Here is a 17,477-nt window from a genome sequence, read left to right as displayed (position 1 = left end):
TGAGTCTGAACCCGGCATGCGGGCCGCGTGCGAGCCTGCCCGGATCGAGGGAACGCGCATGATCGGGGCGGAGGCCTCGGCGCACCGCTCGGCGGACGCGCTCGTGCTCGCCGGCGGGCGCCTTCCCGGGCAGTCATTCCCGGTCGACCTCCACCTCGACGGCGGAGCCGTGCGCGCCGTCGTGCCGACGGGGTCGGTCGCGCCCGCGACCGGCGCCCGCCGGGTCGAGCTCGACGGAGGCTGGGTCGTCCCGGGCCTCTGGGACCGCCACGTGCACCTGTCGCAGTGGGCGATGGTGTCGCGCCGGCTCGACCTCGGTGCGGCCGGGTCGGCGGCCGAGGCTGCGACGCTGGTCGCGGCATCCGTCACCGGGGGAGCCGACGAGGTCGTCGGCTTCGGGTACCGCGACGGACTGTGGCCCGATGCGCCGACGATCGCGACGCTCGACGCGGTCTCGGGCGACGTGCCGGTCGTGCTCGTCTCGGCCGACCTGCACTCCTGCTGGGTGAACCGCGCGGCAGCGCGACGGCACGGACTCGCCGAGGCCGCGGGGGAGAGCGGCATCCTGCGCGAGGACGACTGCTTCCGTCTCGTCCGCGAACTCGACGACCTCGCCGATGGCGTGCTCGACGCCTGGGTCGACGAGGCGTCGCGAGCGGCCGCCGCGCGCGGCGTCGTCGGCGTCGTCGACCTCGAGATGCGCTGGAACCGCGACGACTGGGCGCGGCGGGCGGCGGGCGGGGCCGACGCGCTCCGCGTCCGCTTCGGCGTCTACACGCGCGACCTCGCCCGTGCCGAGGCCGAGGGCCTCCGTACGGGCGACGAGGTGGCGGGCACGGGCGGTCTCGTCCGCGTCGGACCGTACAAGGTCATCACCGACGGCTCACTCAACACCCGCACGGCCTGGTGCGTGGACCCGTACCCCGGACTCGCGGCCGACGAGCACCCGCACGGCCTCGTGAACGTGCCCTTCGACGAGCTCGTCCCGCATCTGCGGCACGCCGATCGGATCGGCCTCGCCCCCGCCGTGCACGCGATCGGCGATCGGGCGAACGAGCGCGCGCTCGACGCCATGGAGGCGGTGCAACCCGGCGGATGGCACGGCCGAGCGTCGATCGAGCACGCGCAACTGCTCCGCCGCGACGACCTCGCCCGGTTCGCCGCGCTCGGTATCGTCGCGAGCGTCCAGCCCGAGCACGCCATGGACGACCGCGACGTCGCCGACCTCTACTGGGCCGGACGCACCGATCGCGCCTTCATGCTCCGCGACCTCGCCGCCGCCGGCGTCGAGCTCGCCCTCGGCTCCGACGCGCCCGTCGCGCCGCTCGACCCGTGGATCGCCATCGCCGCGGCCGTCGGGCGCTCCCGCGAGGGCCGCGAGCCGTGGCATCCCGAGCAGTCCATCGACGCGCGCATCGCGCTCGCCGCCTCGACCGACGGGGCTGGCGCCCGGGTGCGGCCGGGCATGGTCGCCGACCTGGCCGTCGTCGGACGTGATCCGCTCGCGGCATCCGCCGACGACCTCAGGCGGATGCCGGTCGCGCTCACGCTGCTCGGCGGACGCGTGACGCACGACGCCCTCTGAGGCCGGCGCTGGCACGCGTCGTCGGTCCGCGCCCGCGCCACGGGGGTGAACCCCCGTGGCGATCCGGGTGGCGGTCGGCTGGGGGAACCACGCGTCGCGGGCGAGGCTCGAAGCATGATGCACCGGGCCGCCCGGTCGACCCGGCCGGGCCCGCCCGCCGTCGTCGCCCCGCTCGGCGTGCGACGATGACCGAGGAGACGAACGACCATGACCACGCTCACCGACCCCGCGGCGCCCGAGGCGGGCGCGCCGGCATCGACGACGGATGCCGGGCCGCGCCGCCGCGGCTACGGTCGCCTCTGGGCCGGCGTGCCCCGCGAACTCGGGTACCTGCTGCTCGGATTCCCCGTCGCGCTCGTCGCCTTCGTCACGCTCGTGACGCTCTTCTCGACGGGCGTGAGCCTGCTCGTCGTGGTCGTCGGCCTCGTCATCATCGTGGCGTCGCTCTACACTGCGCGCGGCTTCGGAACCTTCGAGCTCGTGCGCCTGGGCTGGACGGGCCGACCCGGCATCCGCCGGCCGCGATGGGATGCCGCGGCGCCCGGCGGCGACGGACCGTGGCGCGCCTTCTTCGCCCCGTTCGTGGACGGCCACTACTGGCTGTACCTCCTGCACGGCATGGTGGTCGCGCCGATCGTCGCCCTGTTCAGCTGGACGGTCACCGTGGTCTGGCTCTCGATCGCGCTCGGCGGGCTCACCTACTGGATCTGGGCGATCTTCCTCCCGCAGGGTTCGCGCGACGTCTGGCCGGCCGACCGGGTCCTCGACGGAGTCTGGCCGGGCGGGTCCGCTGCCGTCGGCCTCGACCCCCTCGCGATCGAGGTCATCGCGCAGTTCGCCCTCGGCGCCGTGTTCGCGCTCACGCTCCCGCTCATCACCGCGGGACTGACCCGGATGCACGACGGCATCGGGCGCGGGATGCTCGGCGCGTGGCGGTCCGAGGCGCTCGAACGCCAGGTGCGGCACCTGTCCGCGTCGCGCGGCGCCGCGGTGCAGGCCGAGGACGCCGCCCTGCGGCGCCTCGAGCGCGACATCCACGACGGCCCTCAGCAGCGCCTCGTGCGCCTGCAGATGGACCTCGCCGCCATCGAACGCAGGCTCGACGCCGACCCCGCGGCGGCGAAGGACCTGCTCGCCGAGGCCCGCGACCAGGCCCGCGACACCCTCGACGAGCTCCGGGCGCTCTCCCGCGGCTTCGCGCCGCCGCTGCTGCAGGACCGAGGGCTCGCCAGCGCCCTCGAGTCCCTCGCCGCGCGGAGCCCGGTTCCGGTCGAGCTCGAATGGCTGCTCCCCGCGGATGCCGCGCTGCCGGCCGCGATCGAACGCAACGCGTACTTCATCGCCGCCGAACTGCTGACCAACGCAGCCAAGCACTCGGGTGCGAGCGCCATCCGACTCCGGCTCGCCGACCGCGACACCGGGGCGACCGGGCACTGGCTCGACCTCTGGGTGACCGACAACGGGCACGGCGGCGCGGTGAGCGTGCCAGGCCACGGGCTGTCGGGTCTCGACGAGCGCGTCCGGGGACTCGGCGGGGTGCTGCTCGTGGACAGCCCCGCCGGCGGGCCGACCGTGATCGGCGCGCACTTCCCGGCCGCGCCCGTCGATAGGGTGGGCGCGTGAGCCAGATCCCAGCGCCCGACCGGCCGATCCGCGTCGTCCTCGCCGAGGACTCGATGCTCCTCCGCGAGGGACTCGTGCGCCTCTTCGACGAGGCGGGCTTCGAGACCGTCGGCGCGTACGGCGACGCCGAGGCCCTCCTCGGCGACCTCGGGTCGACGGCACCGGATGTCGCGGTGCTCGACGTGCGCATGCCGCCGACGTTCCGCGACGAGGGCGTGCGTGCCGCGATCGAACTGCGACGACGGCGCCCGGGCACCGGGGTGCTCCTGCTCAGCCAGTACGTCGAGGGGACCTACGCCCAGGAACTGCTGTCGTCGGCCGACGGCGGGATGGGCTACCTGCTCAAGGACCGGGTCGCGTCGCTCGACGACCTGCAGGATGCGGTGCTGCGCATCCGCGACGGTGGCACGGTGCTCGACCCGCAGGTGGTGCGCGAGCTGCTCGCCCGCCGCGGCGACCCGCTCGCGTCGCTCACGCCGCGCGAGCGCGAGGTGCTCGAGCTCATGGCGGAGGGGCGCACCAACGCGGGCATCGCCGCGCAGCTCTTCATCGGCGTGGGCGCGGTCGAGAAGAACGTGACGTCGATCTTCCAGAAGCTCGGGCTCGAAGGCTCCGGTACCGATCACCGCCGCGTGCTGGCCGTGCTGGCCTGGATGCGGCGTTAGCGCGTCGAGCACCGGCGGCGAGCGGTCACCCGCGTCTCGTGGTCCGCAGCGGTTCGTGCAGCTCGAACAGGTTCCGGTAGCCGCGGTAGCCGATGAACATCGACGCGACGATCGATCCCACGCAGGCCGCTGCGCCGACGGTGATCGCCAACCAGATCGCCCCACCGACGGCCAGGACGACGCCCCCGGCGAAGAGCCCCACCACCGCGCCCTCGACCACGGAGATGATCATCGCGGAACTCGCGAGGATCTGGCCGCGGCGCGCACCGAACGCGTAGTAGGTGCGCTCACTGCCCGCCTGGTCGTCGTCCGCCGATGAGATGAGGTACGGCGCCAGCCCGGGATCGAGATCGAGGTACGCGCCCCGCAGGCGGTTCATCGCGACGACGTACATCAGGTCGTCGAGGGACGCGTTCGTGGTGCGCTGCTGGGTGATCAGCCCGAGGAGCACGAGCAGCAGCAGGACCCCAAGCGCCGCGACGCCGAACCATCCCCGGAACTGGGTGGCGTTGCCGAGCACGCCGAGCGTCACGAGTCCTGCCGAGACGAGCGTCAGGAAGATCGCGATGCGCGTCAGCACCTCGCTCTGCGTCGTGCTCCGCGAGGCCAGGAGGCTCCAGTGCTCGGTGGCGAGCATCTGCGCGCGCAGCGACTTCTGCGCGTCGGTCAGTCCGGCGGCCGGATGGCCGTCGTCCCCGGGCGTCGGGGACGGCCCGGGCCCGGATGCATCCGCCATGTCGGTATTCTGCACCCGGGCCCGCGCCGCCGCAGCCGCCTGCGGGGCGTTTCGGAGCTCAGCCCATCGGCGTCAGCTCACGCTGACGTGCGCGGCGAGGAACCAGCGGTCCTTGTCGAGGCCCTGGCGGATCGCGATCGCCACGTCCTGGCTCGCCGGGTCGAGTTCCTCGAGCCCCTCGATCGCGGCGTTGACGCGCGCGGTGACGACGTCGATCTGCGCGACCACGTCGGCGATCGTGTCTTCGGACTGCTTGAATCCCGCCTTCGGGTTCGCCGCTTCGGACTTCGACGCGATCGTCGCGAGGCGTGCGTCGATCGGAAGTCCGAGCGCGACGACACGCTCCGCGGCGAGGTCGGCCCACTCCTGCGCGTGGTCGACGACGGTGTCGAGGAACTCGTGCACCTCGAGGAAGTCGCGGCCTCGCACGTTCCAGTGCGCCTGCTTGCCGTTGATCGCCAGCACGGTGAGCTCGTGCACGAGCGGCGTGAAGAACTGGGAGACGCCCGAGGCGACCTCGGGGTCGGCCCCGCTCATCGGCGCCTTGGGCTTCGGTGCGGTCTTCGAGTCGGTCATGTGGTCCCCTTCCACTCGTTCCCTTACGGATGCCACGGTAGGGCCAACGCGTCCCGGTGTCGCCGGATTCCCCGCGGACTCGCAGGGGGTTCGTCCCCCGGACCGGCACTCACAGGTCTGCCGACGGCCGGGGATGCCTCGTGCCGCGATGGATCTCCGTGACCGCTGCCCGACCGGGCGAGTCGGGATCGTCGACGATCGCGCGGTCGGCCATGAACGAGCGGATCACGTGCGCGAGTTCACCCGGGTGGCTGAAGTTGATCGCGTGGGCTGCGCCCTCGATCTTGACGAGGAGCACGTGGTTGTCGGTCATCGCCGCGACTCGACGGACCCGCTCGGGCGGCGGCAGCAGCGGGTCACGGTCGCCCACGACCACGAGCGTCGGTATCCGCAGCGCCAGGAGTCGCTCGAGTGATGGATACCCGGTGAGGGCACGGAACATCCGGAACGTGCTCGGCACGCCGAACCGCACATAGTCGGGTGCCGCGACCCCGATCATGCGGGCGGGTTCGCGCGTCCCGTCGCGACTGAGCTGCCCGACCGCTCTCGCCAGCGGTTGGTTGTGCCGGCCGCCGGCGGGGGAGACCAGCACCGCGCGTTCGAGTCGCTCGGGGAAATGGTGGGCGAACTCGCAGATGACCGGGCACCCCATCGAGTTGCCGACGAGCGTGACCTTCTCGATCCCGCGATCGTCGAGGAACCGTGCGGCCGCGTGGGCGAGGTCGGGCACGTCCAGCGCGTTGCGCGCGCGACCGCTCCGCCCGAATCCGGGCAGGTCGGGGACGAGCGTGTGGAAGTCGGCGCCGAGGCGTTCCGCCGTCGGCAGGAGATAGCGCCCGGAGAGTCCGAAGCCGTGGACGTGCATCATGACGGGGGCGTCGGGAGGTTGCTCGGACTCGCGATAGAACACGTCGATCCCGTCGACGCTCGTCCACCGTTCGGCGAGCCACGACTGGGGGCGCCGCGGGTGCATCCTGGCTCGGTGCTTGGCGCTCTGATCTGCGACGTGCGGTGATGGGTGCGACGCCATGACGCTCTCCTTCGTCACCGTCGCCCGGGGATGACGGCCTGACGATGACGATACTCTCGCGGCGTTCTTTGGAGGGGATGACGGGAATCGAACCCGCACCATCAGTTTGGAAGACTGAGGCTCTACCATTGAGCTACATCCCCGAGCGCCCGCGAGCGGGCACCCGATCATCGTACACGGCGCCGGGCACGTCTCCGCGCACGGTCGAAGCCGGTGAGTCCGGGAGGGCCGGTTGAAACGCCGGCTGCACCACTCATCGCAGCGATGCGATCGTCCGACCCAGTCCGCGGGCGAGCCTGACCTGGCGCTCGTAGGTCGCGGCGATCGCGATGAGCAGGGCACCGGCGATCCCGAGCCACAGCCACCACCACACGGCCTCGTAGAGCAGCGTGATCCACGGCCAGAGCTGGGCGATGGCGTGCACGAACAGCACGGCGCCGCCGAGCAGAAGCGGCGCCTGGAGCCGGAGCACCGCTCCGGTGACGACCGCCGCGACCGCCGCGACCCCGAGCGCGACCAGTCGCCACAGGACCGGGTCGGTCCAGTCGGCCAGCAGCGCGGGCAGCAGCAGCACCGCGAGTCCCGGGCCGAGCGTGGGCCAGCTCCTCGCGCCGGGCGATCGGTGCAGGTGAACGGCCCCGGCGGCGACGAGCGCCGCGCCGATCGGAACGGTGACGAGGTCGAAGGGGTCGACCGCACCCGAGACGAGCGCGAAGCCGCCGGCGACGACGGCTGCGGCGAGGCTCGTCCAGGTGAGCGCAGGGCCCGAGAAGGGCCGCGTCCGGGTCGCCGTGCCGACGACGTGCACGACGGCGAGGCACCCGAGGAGCACGGCCGCGCGAAGCCCGGCGTTCCGACCGTCGGCGATCGCGAGCGCCGTCGGGACGGCGGCCAGCGTGACCGAGACGGCGAGCGTAATCTCGGCCGCACGCTCGGGCACCGCCCGGTCACGTGCCCAGAGCACGGTCGCGACCACCCCGACCGCGAGAGCCAGGACGGGCCAGAACTCGATCGGAAGCCCGCTCGTGCCGCCCGTCGCGATCGTCGACCCGCGGAGGAGGGCGGCGCCGGTGGCGGCGACCCAGCCGGTCGCCACGACGAGCATCCTGACGGGAATCCCGCGTACGAGCTCGGGCACGAAGCTTCCCGCGATCACGAGCACGGCTCCGATCGCGACGAGGACGAGCGTGCGCAGCTCCGAGTCGCCCGCGGTGGCCAGGCTCGGTAGCACGGCCACCGCGGCGCCGGCGGCCAGGAGGGTCGTCCGCCCGGCGGCCGTGGTGTCGGTCGCCGGGCGCCGCCAGAGGACGAGGCCGGCCGCGACCCACAGTCCGATCGCGAGCGGGAGGGTGTAGGCCTCGACGTCGGACGCACCGCGGTCGCCGAACCACGCCCACATGCTCCCGACGCCGAGCACGAGCGAGCCCCAGGAGCCGTTGGCCACGACGGACGGCCCACCGATCGGATCCCCGAACAGCGCAGCGAGGATCAGCGGAGCGGGTGCGAGCAGGAGCAGCACGAGCCACACCGCTTCGGAGGGCACGGGACCGGCGAGTGCGATGACGGTGGTGACGGTGACGAGGATCGCCGTGGCCGAGCACCAGACGCGTCGGACGATCTGATCCCGCGGCAGCGCCACGTGGGCGACCACGGCGGCGACGAGCGACGCAGCAGCCATGCCGATCGCGATGCTCCCGCCCTCGAGTCCGGCCGCCACCCCGGCTCCCGCGAAGACGGTCGCGAGCGGCGTTCCCGCGGCGAACAGCGAACTCACGGCTCGGTTGCCGGATCTCGCCCACACGAGTCCGACGAGGGCGAGGGCGGCCGCAGGCACCCAGCCCCAGGCGGGGGGCGGGGAGAGCACGAGCCAGGTCGACCCGAGCATCGCGCCTGCGAACAGCGTGGCGCCGAGGGCGAGCCGGTCGTCCACCGGCAGCTGGCGCGCGAGCGCGAGCACGCCGAGCGCCATGGCCGCCAGGAGTGCGACGAGGAATGCGGGATCGTTCCACGGCGCGACCGAGGGAAGGCCCACGGCCCGCGCCCAGCCGGGGAACGCGAGCGCCGCGAGCAGCGCGATGAGGGACGCGGCGATCAGGTGGAGCATGCGCGCTGCCGCCGCCGTCCGCCAGATCCGGTTCGCGACGACGCGCCCTGCGATCGCCAGGACGAGGACGGACGGCACGACCCACCACCACAGCCCGGTAGATGCATGTGCGAACAGCCAGGCGAGCGCCGCTGCGGGGATCCCGCCCGCGGCCAGCACTGCGCCTGCGCCCCGGAGCCGCCGCGCGAGACCGGCCGCGGCCGCTCCGAGCGACGCGGCGGCGACGACGATCAGGCCGATCATCGCGGTGAGGAGCGTCGGCATCAGCACGGCGGCGGCGAACGCGGTCGCCACGACCAGGGCGACGACGGATGCCGCGAAGCGCCGCAGTCGGCGGGTCAGCGCGAGCACGGCGAACACGGCCGTGGCGGTGATCGCGAGCGCCAGCACGGCGGCCGCGGGCTCGCCGGGGACGCCGCGGGCCACGGTCGCGTTCGCGGGGCGCGACCACGGCCCCGCCACGTCGGAGAAGAGGTCGCCGAGCCCGACCAGCGTGCTCACGAGTGCCGGCAGGGTCGAGATGCCGGCGACCATCGATGCGGCGAGGAGGGCCGGCGCCGCGTCGCGCCGGGCGGCCCCGACCCGCGTGAGCGCGGCCGCCCCGACGGCGACGAGCGCCGCCAGCCCGGGCGCCAGCCACACGGACGTCACGGGCCCCGCATCCACGGCGATGCCGAGGACGAGTGCGAGCGGAAGGCTGAGACCGACCACGACCGAGGCCGCCGTGCGCCAGCCGCGCGGACCGGCAGCCGAGTCCGGCATCGCGACGAGCACGATCGTCCACACGGCGGTGACCGCGAGGAACGACCAGAGCGTGCCGCCGTCGACGTCGGGCAGGGCCCAGGCCGCGCCGATCACGGCGAGCCCTCCGCCCGCGAACCCGAGGGACCGCACGATCGCCTGCTCGGCCGGGAGGCGGATCACACGCGAGGCCGCGGCGAGGAGCGCCGTCGCCATCCCGCCGAGCCACAGCCCCGTCGCGGTCCCACCATCGGGCACGAGTCCGAATCCGCCGACGAACACCCCCGCCGGGGCCAGTGCCGCCGCAGCGACGCGCGGGACCCGCAGGCGGCCCACGACACCCGCGGCGGCGAGCACGGCGGCGACCACGAGCAATGCGCCGCCCCAATACGCGGCACCGTCGATGTGATCGGCACCGAACAGGCCGTTCGCCCTGATGATCCAGGCGTCGAGCACGAGGAGCACCGCGCCGACCGCCGACACGCCCTCGGCCGTTCCCGGGAGACGGCGAGCGCGGAGCAACCAGGCGACGCCGAGGACGACGACGCTGGCCGCGGCGACGATGAGGGAGCGCACCTCGAGGTCTGCGACGACGAAGGCGAAGAAGAGGAACACCATCGCCGCGACCGAGAGCAGCACGACGCCGAGGGTGAGCAGCAGCACCTGCACCCCGGACCGTCGAGGGGCTGCGACCGGCGAGGTCGCGGTCTCCGCCGGGGCGGCAGCTGCGGCCCGGTCGGGGGCGGCAGCGGTCGGGGCGGGGACCGGGGACGGAAGGGCCGGGCCGCCCGCCGGGCCGCCCGCCGCGGTGCCGCCCGCCGCCGCGCGTGCGACCTGCTCCGCACGCATCCTCGTGATGATCGTCTGCCGCTCGATCTCGGCATCCCGCACGCGCAGGCCCGCACCGAGCAGTTCCGCAGCGGCCGCGACGTCGAGTCGGAGCCCGCACACGTCGCATCGCGCGCCGCGCAGGCCTGCGAAGCAGGAGGGGCAGAGCGTCGTGTCGGCGAGCTGGGCGGGGTCGCTCGGCCAGCGACGCAGATCGGGCGCGGGGGAGCGCGTCGAGTCGGTCATGCGCACACTCTGGCACGCACGCGACGGCCGAGCGCCCTGCATTCGCACCGGCCCCGCTCTCCACACCGCGTGCGGACGGGTCGCGCCGACGCGGTCGAGGCGGCATCGGGCGTACGACGGCGCGTGCAGTAGACTTTCCCGGGTCCATTCCGCGCTTCGGCCTGCTTCGGCGTGCCGACGCGTCGGACCGGCGAGTCAAGCCGGCGACTCGGGGCGTAGCTCAGCTTGGTAGAGCGCCCGCTTTGGGAGCGGGAAGTCGCAGGTTCGAATCCTGTCGCCCCGACGAGTCGCATCGGCTCGACCACGTACTTCCACCAAACAGGAGAGTCTTCCCCATGCCGACCACTTCGGTTGAGAAGCTGAGCCCGACTCGCGCCAAGCTCACCATCTCGGTGACGCCGGACGAGCTCAAGCCCAGTATCGCCCACGCCTACGAGCACATCGCCGAGCAGATCAACGTTCCCGGCTTCCGCAAGGGCAAGGTCCCCGCGCCGGTCATCGACCAGCGGGTCGGCAAGGCCGCCGTCCTGGAGCATGCGGTCAACGAGGGGCTCGACGGCTTCTACCGCGCCGCGGTGACCGAGCACGAACTGCGCCCGCTCGGCCGCCCGGCGGCCGACATCGTGGAGTGGCCGAACGAGAAGGACTTCTCGGGCGACCTGCTGCTCTCGATCGAGGTCGACGTGCGTCCCGAGATCGAGCTGCCCGAGTACGCGGGCCTCGAGCTGACGGTCGACGCGGTCGAGGTCTCCGACGACGAGATCACCGAAGAGCTCGAGCGTCTGCGCACGCGTTTCGGCACGCTCGTCACGGTCGACCGCCCGGCCACGTCGGGTGACTTCGCCACGATCGACCTCGTGGCGACGATCGACGGCGCAGAGGTCGACACCGCCAGCGGCGTGTCCTACGAGCTCGGCTCCGGCGAGCTGCTCGAGGGCATCGACGACGCGCTCGATTCCCTCACCGCTGGCGAGACCACGACGTTCGCGTCGAAGCTGCTCGGCGGCGAGCACGAGGGCGAGACCGCGGAGATCACCGTGACCGTCACCGCGGTCAAGGAGCGCGAACTCCCCGAGGCGAACGACGACTTCGCGCAGATCGCGAGCGAGTTCGACACGCTCGACGAACTCACCGCGAGCCTGAAGGACCAGATCGCGAAGAACAAGTCGTTCGGCCAGGGCAGCCAGGCCCGCGACCTGCTCGTGGACAGGCTCCTCGAGCTCGTCGAGGTCCCCGTCGCCGACAGCGTCATCGAGGACGAGGTGCACCGCCACCTCGACTCCGAGGGTCGCCTCGAGGACGACGAGCACCGCGCCGAGGTCACCGAGGCGAGCACCAAGGCCTTCAAGACGCAGATCGTGCTCGACGCGATCGCCGAGGCGGAGAAGGTCCAGGTCGGCCAGGAGGAGCTCACGCAGTACCTCGTCCAGGGCGCTGCGCAGTACGGCATGGACCCGAACGAGTTCGTGCAGGTCCTGAGCCAGAACGGCCAGATCCCCGCGATGGTCGGCGAGGTCGCGCGCAACAAGGCGCTGGCGATCGCGCTCGGCAAGGTCACGGTGAAGGATGCCGCCGGCGGCGCCGTCGACCTGTCTGAGTTCACCGCGGTCGCCGACGAGTCGTCGGAGGCCGACGAGGACCCCGCCGCCGAGGAGCCCGCCGAGCAGAAGCCGGCGCGCAAGCGCGCCGCGAAGAAGGCCGCCGCCGACGCACCGGCCGAGGCCGACGCGGAGGCGCCGGTCGAGGAGAAGAAGCCCGCGCGCAAGCGCGCCGCGAAGAAGGCCGACGCCGAGTAGGTCGTCGAGCACACCGCAGCGGACGGGGCCGGGCGCATGCCCGGCCCCGTCCGTCGTCTGCGGGCCGGGCCCGCGACCCAGGAACGAGAGGAAGTCATGATCGACTGGCAGGAGCGCATCGACGCGGTCTGGGCTGCGGCATCCGAGCTGGGGGAGGAGCAGGTCCTCGCCGGCATCGACGCGCTGGTCTCCGAGCTGCCCCCTGACGACCCGCGTGGATGGTTCGAGGCGGCCGGTGCGCGGGACTCCGCCGGGCTCGAATCGGACGCGGAGCCGCGATACCGGCGCGCCCTCGACCTCGGGCTCGACGGGCGGGCACGCATCGAGGCGCACATCCAGCTCGCCTCGACCGTTCGCAACCTCGGACGGCCGGAGGAGGCGCTGGCCCTCCTCGACGCGGTGTCCGACGAGCCCGGCGACCTCGTGGATGCGATCGCGGCGTTCCGCGCGCTCGCATTGGCGTCGGCGGGGAGAGCGGATGCCGCGGCATCCGTCGCCCTCGTCGCGCTCGCACCGCACCTGACGCAGTACCGCCGCTCGGTCGACGCCTACGCACGCGAACTGCCCGCTCGGCCGAAGGCCGGCGAGGAGCCGGACGCCGGCGTCTGAAGGCCCTCGTCACGGCGCGGCATCCGCCGACGGCGAACAGCCCGATTCACGTCGGTCGCACCGGATAGATTCGACACAACGAAGCAACGGAACGGAGCGAAATCCATGGCCGAACCGACACTGCAGCCCAGTGTGTTCGATCGACTGCTGAAGGACCGCATCATCTGGCTCGGCTCCGAGGTGCGTGACGACAACGCGAACGAGATCGCCGCGAAGCTGCTGCTCCTCGCCGCCGAGGACCCGAAGAAGGACATCTACCTCTACATCAACTCGCCCGGTGGCTCGATCACGGCGGGCATGGCGATCTACGACACCATGCAGTTCGTCCCGAACGACATCGTCACGGTCGGCATCGGCATGGCGGCCTCGATGGGGCAGCTCCTGCTCACGGCCGGCACGAAGGGCAAGCGGTACATCACGCCGAACGCGCGTGTGCTGCTGCACCAGCCCCACGGCGGCTTCGGCGGCACCGCGAGCGACATCCAGACCCAGGCGCAGCTCATCCTCGACATGAAGAAGCGCCTCGCCGAGATCACCGCGGCGCAGACCGGCAAGACCGTCGAGCAGATCAACGCCGACGGCGACCGCGACCGCTGGTTCACGGCGCAGGAGGCGCTCGAGTACGGCTTCGTCGACCACATCCGCGAGTCGGCGCTCGACGTCGCCGGCGGCGGCGGGACCAACGCGTAGGAAGAGAGAACGAGCGAATGACAGTACCTGCCCTCGGTGGCCCCTCCTTCGGCGGCACCGCCTTCTCGGGCCGGCAGGCCCCCGGCTCGCGGTACATCCTGCCGAGCTTCGAAGAGCGCACGGCGTACGGCTACAAGCGACAGGACCCGTACGCGAAGCTCTTCGAGGACCGCATCATCTTCCTCGGCGTGCAGGTCGACGACGCGTCGGCCGACGACATCATGGCGCAGCTGCTCGTGCTCGAGTCGATGGACCCCGACCGCGACATCATGATGTACATCAACTCGCCCGGCGGCTCCTTCACGGCGATGACCGCGATCTACGACACGATGCAGTACATCCGTCCGCAGATCCAGACCGTCGTCCTCGGCCAGGCGGCCTCGGCGGCCGCCGTGATCGCCGCGGCCGGGACCCCGGGTCGACGTCTCGCGCTGCCGAACGCGCGCGTGCTCATCCACCAGCCGGCGATGGGCGAGGCCGGCCACGGCCAGGCCTCCGACATCGAGATCCAGGCGGCCGAGATCCTGCGCATGCGGACCTGGCTGGAGGAGACGCTGTCCAAGCACTCCACCCGGACCCAGGAGCAGGTCCACACCGACATCGACCGCGACAAGATCCTGTCCGCCGACGAGGCGCTCGCATACGGCCTCATCGACCAGGTGCTCTCGTCGCGCAAGACGCTGCCGGCGGTCAACCGCTAGATAGGCGAGCGGGCGAGGGGCGGATGACGGCATCCGCCCCTCGTTCGTTCCGTTTCCGCCAAACCCGTGGCGGGCGGCCACGCGGCGGCCCCATCGGGCTAGGCTCGGAGAACACTCGGTACGAGGGAGGAAGCGATGGCGCGCATCGGGGAGAGTGCTGACCTGTTGAAGTGCTCCTTCTGCGGAAAGAGTCAGAAGCAGGTGCAGCAGCTCATCGCCGGACCCGGCGTGTACATCTGCGACGAGTGCGTCGAGCTCTGCAACGAGATCATCGAGGAGCGTCTCGCCGAGGCGGGCGAATCCGAGGCCGGCGAGTTCGAACTGCCCAAGCCGAAGGAGATCTTCTCGTTCCTCGAGGAGTACGTCATCGGCCAGGAGGCCGCCAAGCGTGCGCTCGCGGTCGCGGTCTACAACCACTACAAGCGCGTGCGGGCCCGGACCGAGATCACCCCCGCCGATCGCGCACACGACGACATCGAGATCGCGAAGTCCAACATCCTGCTCATCGGTCCGACCGGCTGCGGCAAGACCTACCTCGCCCAGACCCTGGCGAAGCAGCTGAACGTGCCGTTCGCGGTGGCGGATGCCACGGCGCTCACCGAGGCCGGCTACGTGGGCGAAGACGTCGAGAACATCCTCCTCAAGCTCATCCAGGCCGCCGACTACGACGTCAAGCGCGCCGAGACGGGCATCATCTACATCGACGAGGTCGACAAGATCGCGCGCAAGGCCGAGAACCCCTCGATCACTCGCGACGTCTCCGGCGAGGGCGTGCAGCAGGCGCTGCTGAAGATCCTCGAGGGCACCGTCGCGTCGGTCCCGCCGCAGGGCGGCCGGAAGCATCCGCACCAGGAGTTCATCCAGATCGACACGACGAACGTGCTGTTCATCGTCGCCGGCGCCTTCGCCGGCCTGGAGGACATCATCTCCTCGCGCGCGGGCAAGCGCGGCATCGGCTTCGGGGCACCCCTGCACTCCAAGCAGGACGAAGCGGAACTGTTCAGCGAGGTGCTCCCCGAAGACCTGCACAAGTTCGGCCTGATCCCCGAATTCATCGGTCGACTGCCGGTCGTCGCGACGGTCACGCCGCTCGACCAGGAGGCGCTCATGGAGATCCTCACCGTGCCGAAGAACGCCCTGGTCAAGCAGTACCAGCGCATGTTCGAGCTCGACGGCGTGCAACTCGACTTCGATCACGCGGCGCTCGAGGCGATCGCCGACCTCGCGGTGCTGCGTCAGACCGGCGCGCGCGGACTCCGCGCGATCATGGAAGAGGTCCTCGGGCCCATCATGTTCGAGGTTCCGTCGAGCACGGGCGTCGCTCGGGTCGTGGTCACGAAGGAGACGGTCGTCGACAACGCCGCGCCCACCATCGTTCCGGCCAAGCCGCGCCGCACCGAGAAGTCCGCCTGACCGCGCCGCCGCCGTCCGCGACCCGACCGCAGCGCTCGTCGGACTCCTGAGCCCGGCGCCCGGAGCTCACCGCGCCGTTCGGCTACGCCAGGTCGTCGTCGCTGCGAGCGCCGAACACGATCTCGTCCCAGCTGGGCATCGCAGCGCGGCCCTTCTTCGACTTGCCGGCCTGCGATGCGGACCGTCCGCCGCCCCAGAGCGCGCGTGCCGCAGCGCCCGAACGCTCGTGCTCGTCGTCGGCCGCGGCATCCGCCTCGGGACGCTCGGTGCGTTCGGTGGGTGCCGCCGCGTCAGGTGCGCCGGGCGCGAGCGGGGAGGGCACGGAGATCGTCGGGTTCACCGGACCGATCTCGCGTTCGCCGCGCCGGCGGCGAAGCGCCTCGAGCAGGTCGGCGGTCTCGCCGGTCGGCGGTGCGGGCTCGTCGGCGCGCTTGATCGCCGCACGCGCGACGGCCGGACTCGACGTCGGCGCCTGCGCGGGCTGGCGCGCTGCGGCGAGATCGGGCTGCGGTGCCGTGTCCTGGTCGGCGGAGTCCGAGGGTTCGAACGTGAACGCTCCGCTGTCGAAGCGCGTGCCGTCCTCCTCCGAGGGGGAGACGGCCCGGAGGCGCGGGATCATGCCGCCGCGGACCTCACCGTGCGAGGAGAGCGTCGTGGCATCCGTGTTCTGCGGGTGGAGCGCCTGCTTGCGCGGCTCGAAGGACCAGCGTGCGTCGTGGTCGATGCCGTCGGCGGTGAACTCGAGCTTGACCATCCAGCCGCGCTCGTCGTCCTTCCAACTCGCCCAGCGTTCGCCCTGGGCGCCCAGCTTGGCCAGTCGCTCGCGCAGGACCGTGCCGAACGACGCGGGTTCGTCGCCCTCGGTGTGCTCCGCCGCGTTCACCGGGACGGCGAGTGCCGAGGTGACCATGTGTTCGCGCTCGGCGATCACGGGACCTTCGAAGCGACGGATGTACTCGACCGATGCGCCGGTCAGTTCGGCGACCTCCTCGGCGGACAGGCCCGACCGGATGTGCGTCTGCACCTCGCGCGGCGACAGCTTCGGCCCGGTCTGCGCCTCGGGGGTCGCCTGCCGGATGCGGGACTGCAGCACCTCGTCGATCTCGATCCGGAATCGCGCGCCGTCGTCGGAGGCCGCGATGAGGGCGCCGCTCTCGACACCGATCACCTTGAGTTCCTGCATGGCGAGACGCCCTTCCCTGCCCTTGATCTCCGCCCTAGGATGCCACGCCCGGCGTGCGCCGGCTGGGAATACCCCGGGCGCGCCGTCAGTTGTGCATTCCACCGGTTTCGACCCGCGGGGAGTGGTTTGCTTACGCACGTGATTTCGTGCAGACTATGCCCGCCGAAACCACGGCCACGGAAATAAAGGATGGGAATGGCAACGGATTACGACGCGCCGCGGAAGACCGACGACGACTCGGAGTCGATCGAGGCCATCAAGGAGCGCGTGCCCGACAAGATGTCGGGCAATGTCGACGCCGAGGACGCCGACAACCCGGGCAGCTTCGATCTCGCGGGCGCCGACCTGTCCGACGTCGAACTCGACGTCGTCGTCCTCCCGCCGCAGGCTGACGAGTTCACCTGCGCGAACTGCTTCCTCGTGAAGCACCGCTCGCAGATCGACCACGAGTCCAAGCTCGGTCCGATCTGCCTGGAGTGCGCCGCCTAGGCCGGCCCGCTCCCCGTATGTGGCCGTCGCGATCGATTGATCGCGGCGGCCAGTTCTCGTGGATGCCGCGTCGACACGAGCCAGTACGGCGCCGGGTCGGCGGCATCCGCCACCGGCACGCGCACGACGTCGGCGATCCAGCCCCTGATCACCAGGAACGCGCGGGCGTCCAGTCGCGTGCCGCGCTCGGCGCGCGCGGCCTCGCCCTCGGCGGGCACCGCCTCGCCGGTCACGTCGAGCGGGATCTCGGCGCGACCAGCCCGGAATCGCCCGTCGCGCACCTCGATGACCGGCGCGGTCAGGGTGAGCGTGCCGGCCACCGCGAGATACAGCAGCACCCCGGTCGCGATGCCCGCGGGCAGCGAGACCGGGGCCAGCACCAGGATGCTGGCGGGAACGAGCAGGAGGCTGGAGAGGTAGATCCAGGGCGTCGGCCAGAGCCGTTCGCGGTAGTCGGGCATG

The 17,477-nt window shown here is 72.1% G+C and carries 15 protein-coding genes and 2 tRNA genes; 10 read left to right on the top strand and 7 right to left on the bottom strand.

Annotated elements, in window-relative coordinates; genetic code table 11:
- Positions 1-58: 58 nt before the first annotated feature.
- From DSM26151_RS08500 to DSM26151_RS08490, 3 genes are all read left to right on the top strand, one after another.
- Complete coding sequence (locus DSM26151_RS08500) at positions 59-1,585, top strand: amidohydrolase (protein WP_234659145.1); 1,527 nt, start codon at positions 59-61, stop codon at positions 1,583-1,585.
- A gap of 207 nt (positions 1,586-1,792) precedes the next feature.
- Entirely contained in the window at positions 1,793-3,208 is a 1,416-nt protein-coding gene (locus DSM26151_RS08495) for a sensor histidine kinase (RefSeq protein ID WP_234659144.1), read from the top strand.
- 53 nt (positions 3,209-3,261) lie between these two features.
- Positions 3,262-3,873, top strand: a complete 612-nt coding sequence (locus tag DSM26151_RS08490) for a LuxR C-terminal-related transcriptional regulator (RefSeq protein WP_234661842.1) — start codon at positions 3,262-3,264, stop codon at positions 3,871-3,873.
- Positions 3,874-3,898: 25 nt separating this feature from the next.
- Here the strand turns inward: DSM26151_RS08490 and DSM26151_RS08485 are convergent, their stop codons facing one another.
- The 5 genes from DSM26151_RS08485 to DSM26151_RS08465 form a co-directional block, all read right to left on the bottom strand.
- Positions 3,899-4,609 carry a hypothetical protein gene (locus DSM26151_RS08485; RefSeq protein ID WP_234659143.1) on the bottom strand — a complete coding sequence of 237 codons (711 nt, stop codon included), beginning with the start codon at positions 4,607-4,609 and terminating at the stop codon, positions 3,899-3,901.
- Positions 4,610-4,681: 72 nt separating this feature from the next.
- Positions 4,682-5,185 carry a Dps family protein gene (locus DSM26151_RS08480; RefSeq protein ID WP_234659142.1) on the bottom strand — a complete coding sequence of 168 codons (504 nt, stop codon included), beginning with the start codon at positions 5,183-5,185 and terminating at the stop codon, positions 4,682-4,684.
- A 109-nt stretch (positions 5,186-5,294) separates the two neighbouring features.
- Complete coding sequence (locus DSM26151_RS08475; protein WP_234659141.1) at positions 5,295-6,215, bottom strand: alpha/beta fold hydrolase; 921 nt, start codon at positions 6,213-6,215, stop codon at positions 5,295-5,297.
- A gap of 69 nt (positions 6,216-6,284) precedes the next feature.
- Positions 6,285-6,358 (bottom strand) — tRNA-Gly (locus tag DSM26151_RS08470).
- Between the two features lie 110 nt (positions 6,359-6,468).
- On the bottom strand, positions 6,469-10,134 hold the full coding sequence (locus tag DSM26151_RS08465; protein ID WP_234659140.1) for an SCO7613 C-terminal domain-containing membrane protein: 3,666 nt from the start codon (positions 10,132-10,134) through the stop codon (positions 6,469-6,471).
- Positions 10,135-10,343: 209 nt separating this feature from the next.
- Between DSM26151_RS08465 and DSM26151_RS08460 the strand changes: the two genes are divergently transcribed.
- The 6 genes from DSM26151_RS08460 (at position 10,344) to clpX (ending at position 15,343) form a co-directional block, all read left to right on the top strand.
- Positions 10,344-10,417 (top strand) — tRNA-Pro (locus DSM26151_RS08460).
- Between the two features lie 52 nt (positions 10,418-10,469).
- Entirely contained in the window at positions 10,470-11,930 is a 1,461-nt protein-coding gene (gene tig / locus DSM26151_RS08455; protein WP_234659139.1) for a trigger factor, read from the top strand.
- A 96-nt stretch (positions 11,931-12,026) separates the two neighbouring features.
- Positions 12,027-12,539, top strand: coding sequence for a tetratricopeptide repeat protein (locus tag DSM26151_RS08450; protein WP_234659138.1), 513 nt, complete (start codon positions 12,027-12,029; stop codon positions 12,537-12,539).
- Between the two features lie 105 nt (positions 12,540-12,644).
- Complete coding sequence (locus DSM26151_RS08445) at positions 12,645-13,229, top strand: ATP-dependent Clp protease proteolytic subunit (protein ID WP_234659137.1); 585 nt, start codon at positions 12,645-12,647, stop codon at positions 13,227-13,229.
- Positions 13,230-13,246: 17 nt separating this feature from the next.
- Positions 13,247-13,930 carry an ATP-dependent Clp protease proteolytic subunit gene (locus DSM26151_RS08440; protein WP_234659136.1) on the top strand — a complete coding sequence of 228 codons (684 nt, stop codon included), beginning with the start codon at positions 13,247-13,249 and terminating at the stop codon, positions 13,928-13,930.
- 135 nt (positions 13,931-14,065) lie between these two features.
- Entirely contained in the window at positions 14,066-15,343 is a 1,278-nt protein-coding gene (gene clpX / locus DSM26151_RS08435) for an ATP-dependent Clp protease ATP-binding subunit ClpX (protein WP_234659135.1), read from the top strand.
- A gap of 82 nt (positions 15,344-15,425) precedes the next feature.
- Here clpX and sepH read toward each other — a convergent pair whose 3' ends face one another.
- Positions 15,426-16,526, bottom strand: coding sequence for a septation protein SepH (sepH, locus tag DSM26151_RS08430; protein ID WP_234659134.1), 1,101 nt, complete (start codon positions 16,524-16,526; stop codon positions 15,426-15,428).
- Positions 16,527-16,721: 195 nt separating this feature from the next.
- On the opposite strand from sepH, the gene DSM26151_RS08425 reads away from it, so the two are divergent.
- Positions 16,722-17,015, top strand: coding sequence for a DUF4193 domain-containing protein (locus DSM26151_RS08425; protein WP_234659133.1), 294 nt, complete (start codon positions 16,722-16,724; stop codon positions 17,013-17,015).
- Here the strand turns inward: DSM26151_RS08425 and DSM26151_RS08420 are convergent.
- Positions 17,012-17,476 (bottom strand): DUF3093 domain-containing protein, encoded by a 465-nt coding sequence (locus tag DSM26151_RS08420; RefSeq protein WP_234659132.1) that lies wholly within the window; start codon positions 17,474-17,476, stop codon positions 17,012-17,014. The genes DSM26151_RS08425 and DSM26151_RS08420 overlap by 4 nt on opposite strands.
- Between the last annotated feature and the right edge of the window lies 1 nt (position 17,477).

It is taken from the genome of Agromyces marinus, from assembly GCF_021442325.1.
GTDB lineage: Bacteria > Actinomycetota > Actinomycetes > Actinomycetales > Microbacteriaceae > Agromyces > Agromyces marinus.
Note: the sequence above shows the minus strand (reverse complement) of the source record. Positions and strands in the feature narration are given on the sequence as shown.

Bases quoted from the DNA above. Each gene is read 5' to 3' on its own strand.
- DSM26151_RS08500 (WP_234659145.1), top strand. From the start codon at position 59: ATGATCGGGGCGGAGGCCTCGGCGCACCGCTCGGCGGACGCGCTCGTG.
- DSM26151_RS08495 (WP_234659144.1), top strand. From the start codon at position 1,793: ATGACCACGCTCACCGACCCCGCGGCGCCCGAGGCGGGCGCGCCGGCA.
- DSM26151_RS08490 (WP_234661842.1), top strand. From the start codon at position 3,262: ATGCTCCTCCGCGAGGGACTCGTGCGCCTCTTCGACGAGGCGGGCTTC.
- DSM26151_RS08485 (WP_234659143.1), bottom strand. From the start codon at position 4,609: ATGGCGGATGCATCCGGGCCCGGGCCGTCCCCGACGCCCGGGGACGAC.
- DSM26151_RS08480 (WP_234659142.1), bottom strand. From the start codon at position 5,185: ATGACCGACTCGAAGACCGCACCGAAGCCCAAGGCGCCGATGAGCGGG.
- DSM26151_RS08475 (WP_234659141.1), bottom strand. From the start codon at position 6,215: ATGGCGTCGCACCCATCACCGCACGTCGCAGATCAGAGCGCCAAGCAC.
- DSM26151_RS08465 (WP_234659140.1), bottom strand. From the start codon at position 10,134: ATGACCGACTCGACGCGCTCCCCCGCGCCCGATCTGCGTCGCTGGCCG.
- tig (WP_234659139.1), top strand. From the start codon at position 10,470: ATGCCGACCACTTCGGTTGAGAAGCTGAGCCCGACTCGCGCCAAGCTC.
- DSM26151_RS08450 (WP_234659138.1), top strand. From the start codon at position 12,027: ATGATCGACTGGCAGGAGCGCATCGACGCGGTCTGGGCTGCGGCATCC.
- DSM26151_RS08445 (WP_234659137.1), top strand. From the start codon at position 12,645: ATGGCCGAACCGACACTGCAGCCCAGTGTGTTCGATCGACTGCTGAAG.
- DSM26151_RS08440 (WP_234659136.1), top strand. From the start codon at position 13,247: ATGACAGTACCTGCCCTCGGTGGCCCCTCCTTCGGCGGCACCGCCTTC.
- clpX (WP_234659135.1), top strand. From the start codon at position 14,066: ATGGCGCGCATCGGGGAGAGTGCTGACCTGTTGAAGTGCTCCTTCTGC.
- sepH (WP_234659134.1), bottom strand. From the start codon at position 16,526: ATGCAGGAACTCAAGGTGATCGGTGTCGAGAGCGGCGCCCTCATCGCG.
- DSM26151_RS08425 (WP_234659133.1), top strand. From the start codon at position 16,722: ATGGCAACGGATTACGACGCGCCGCGGAAGACCGACGACGACTCGGAG.
- DSM26151_RS08420 (WP_234659132.1), bottom strand. From the start codon at position 17,476: ATGCCCGACTACCGCGAACGGCTCTGGCCGACGCCCTGGATCTACCTC.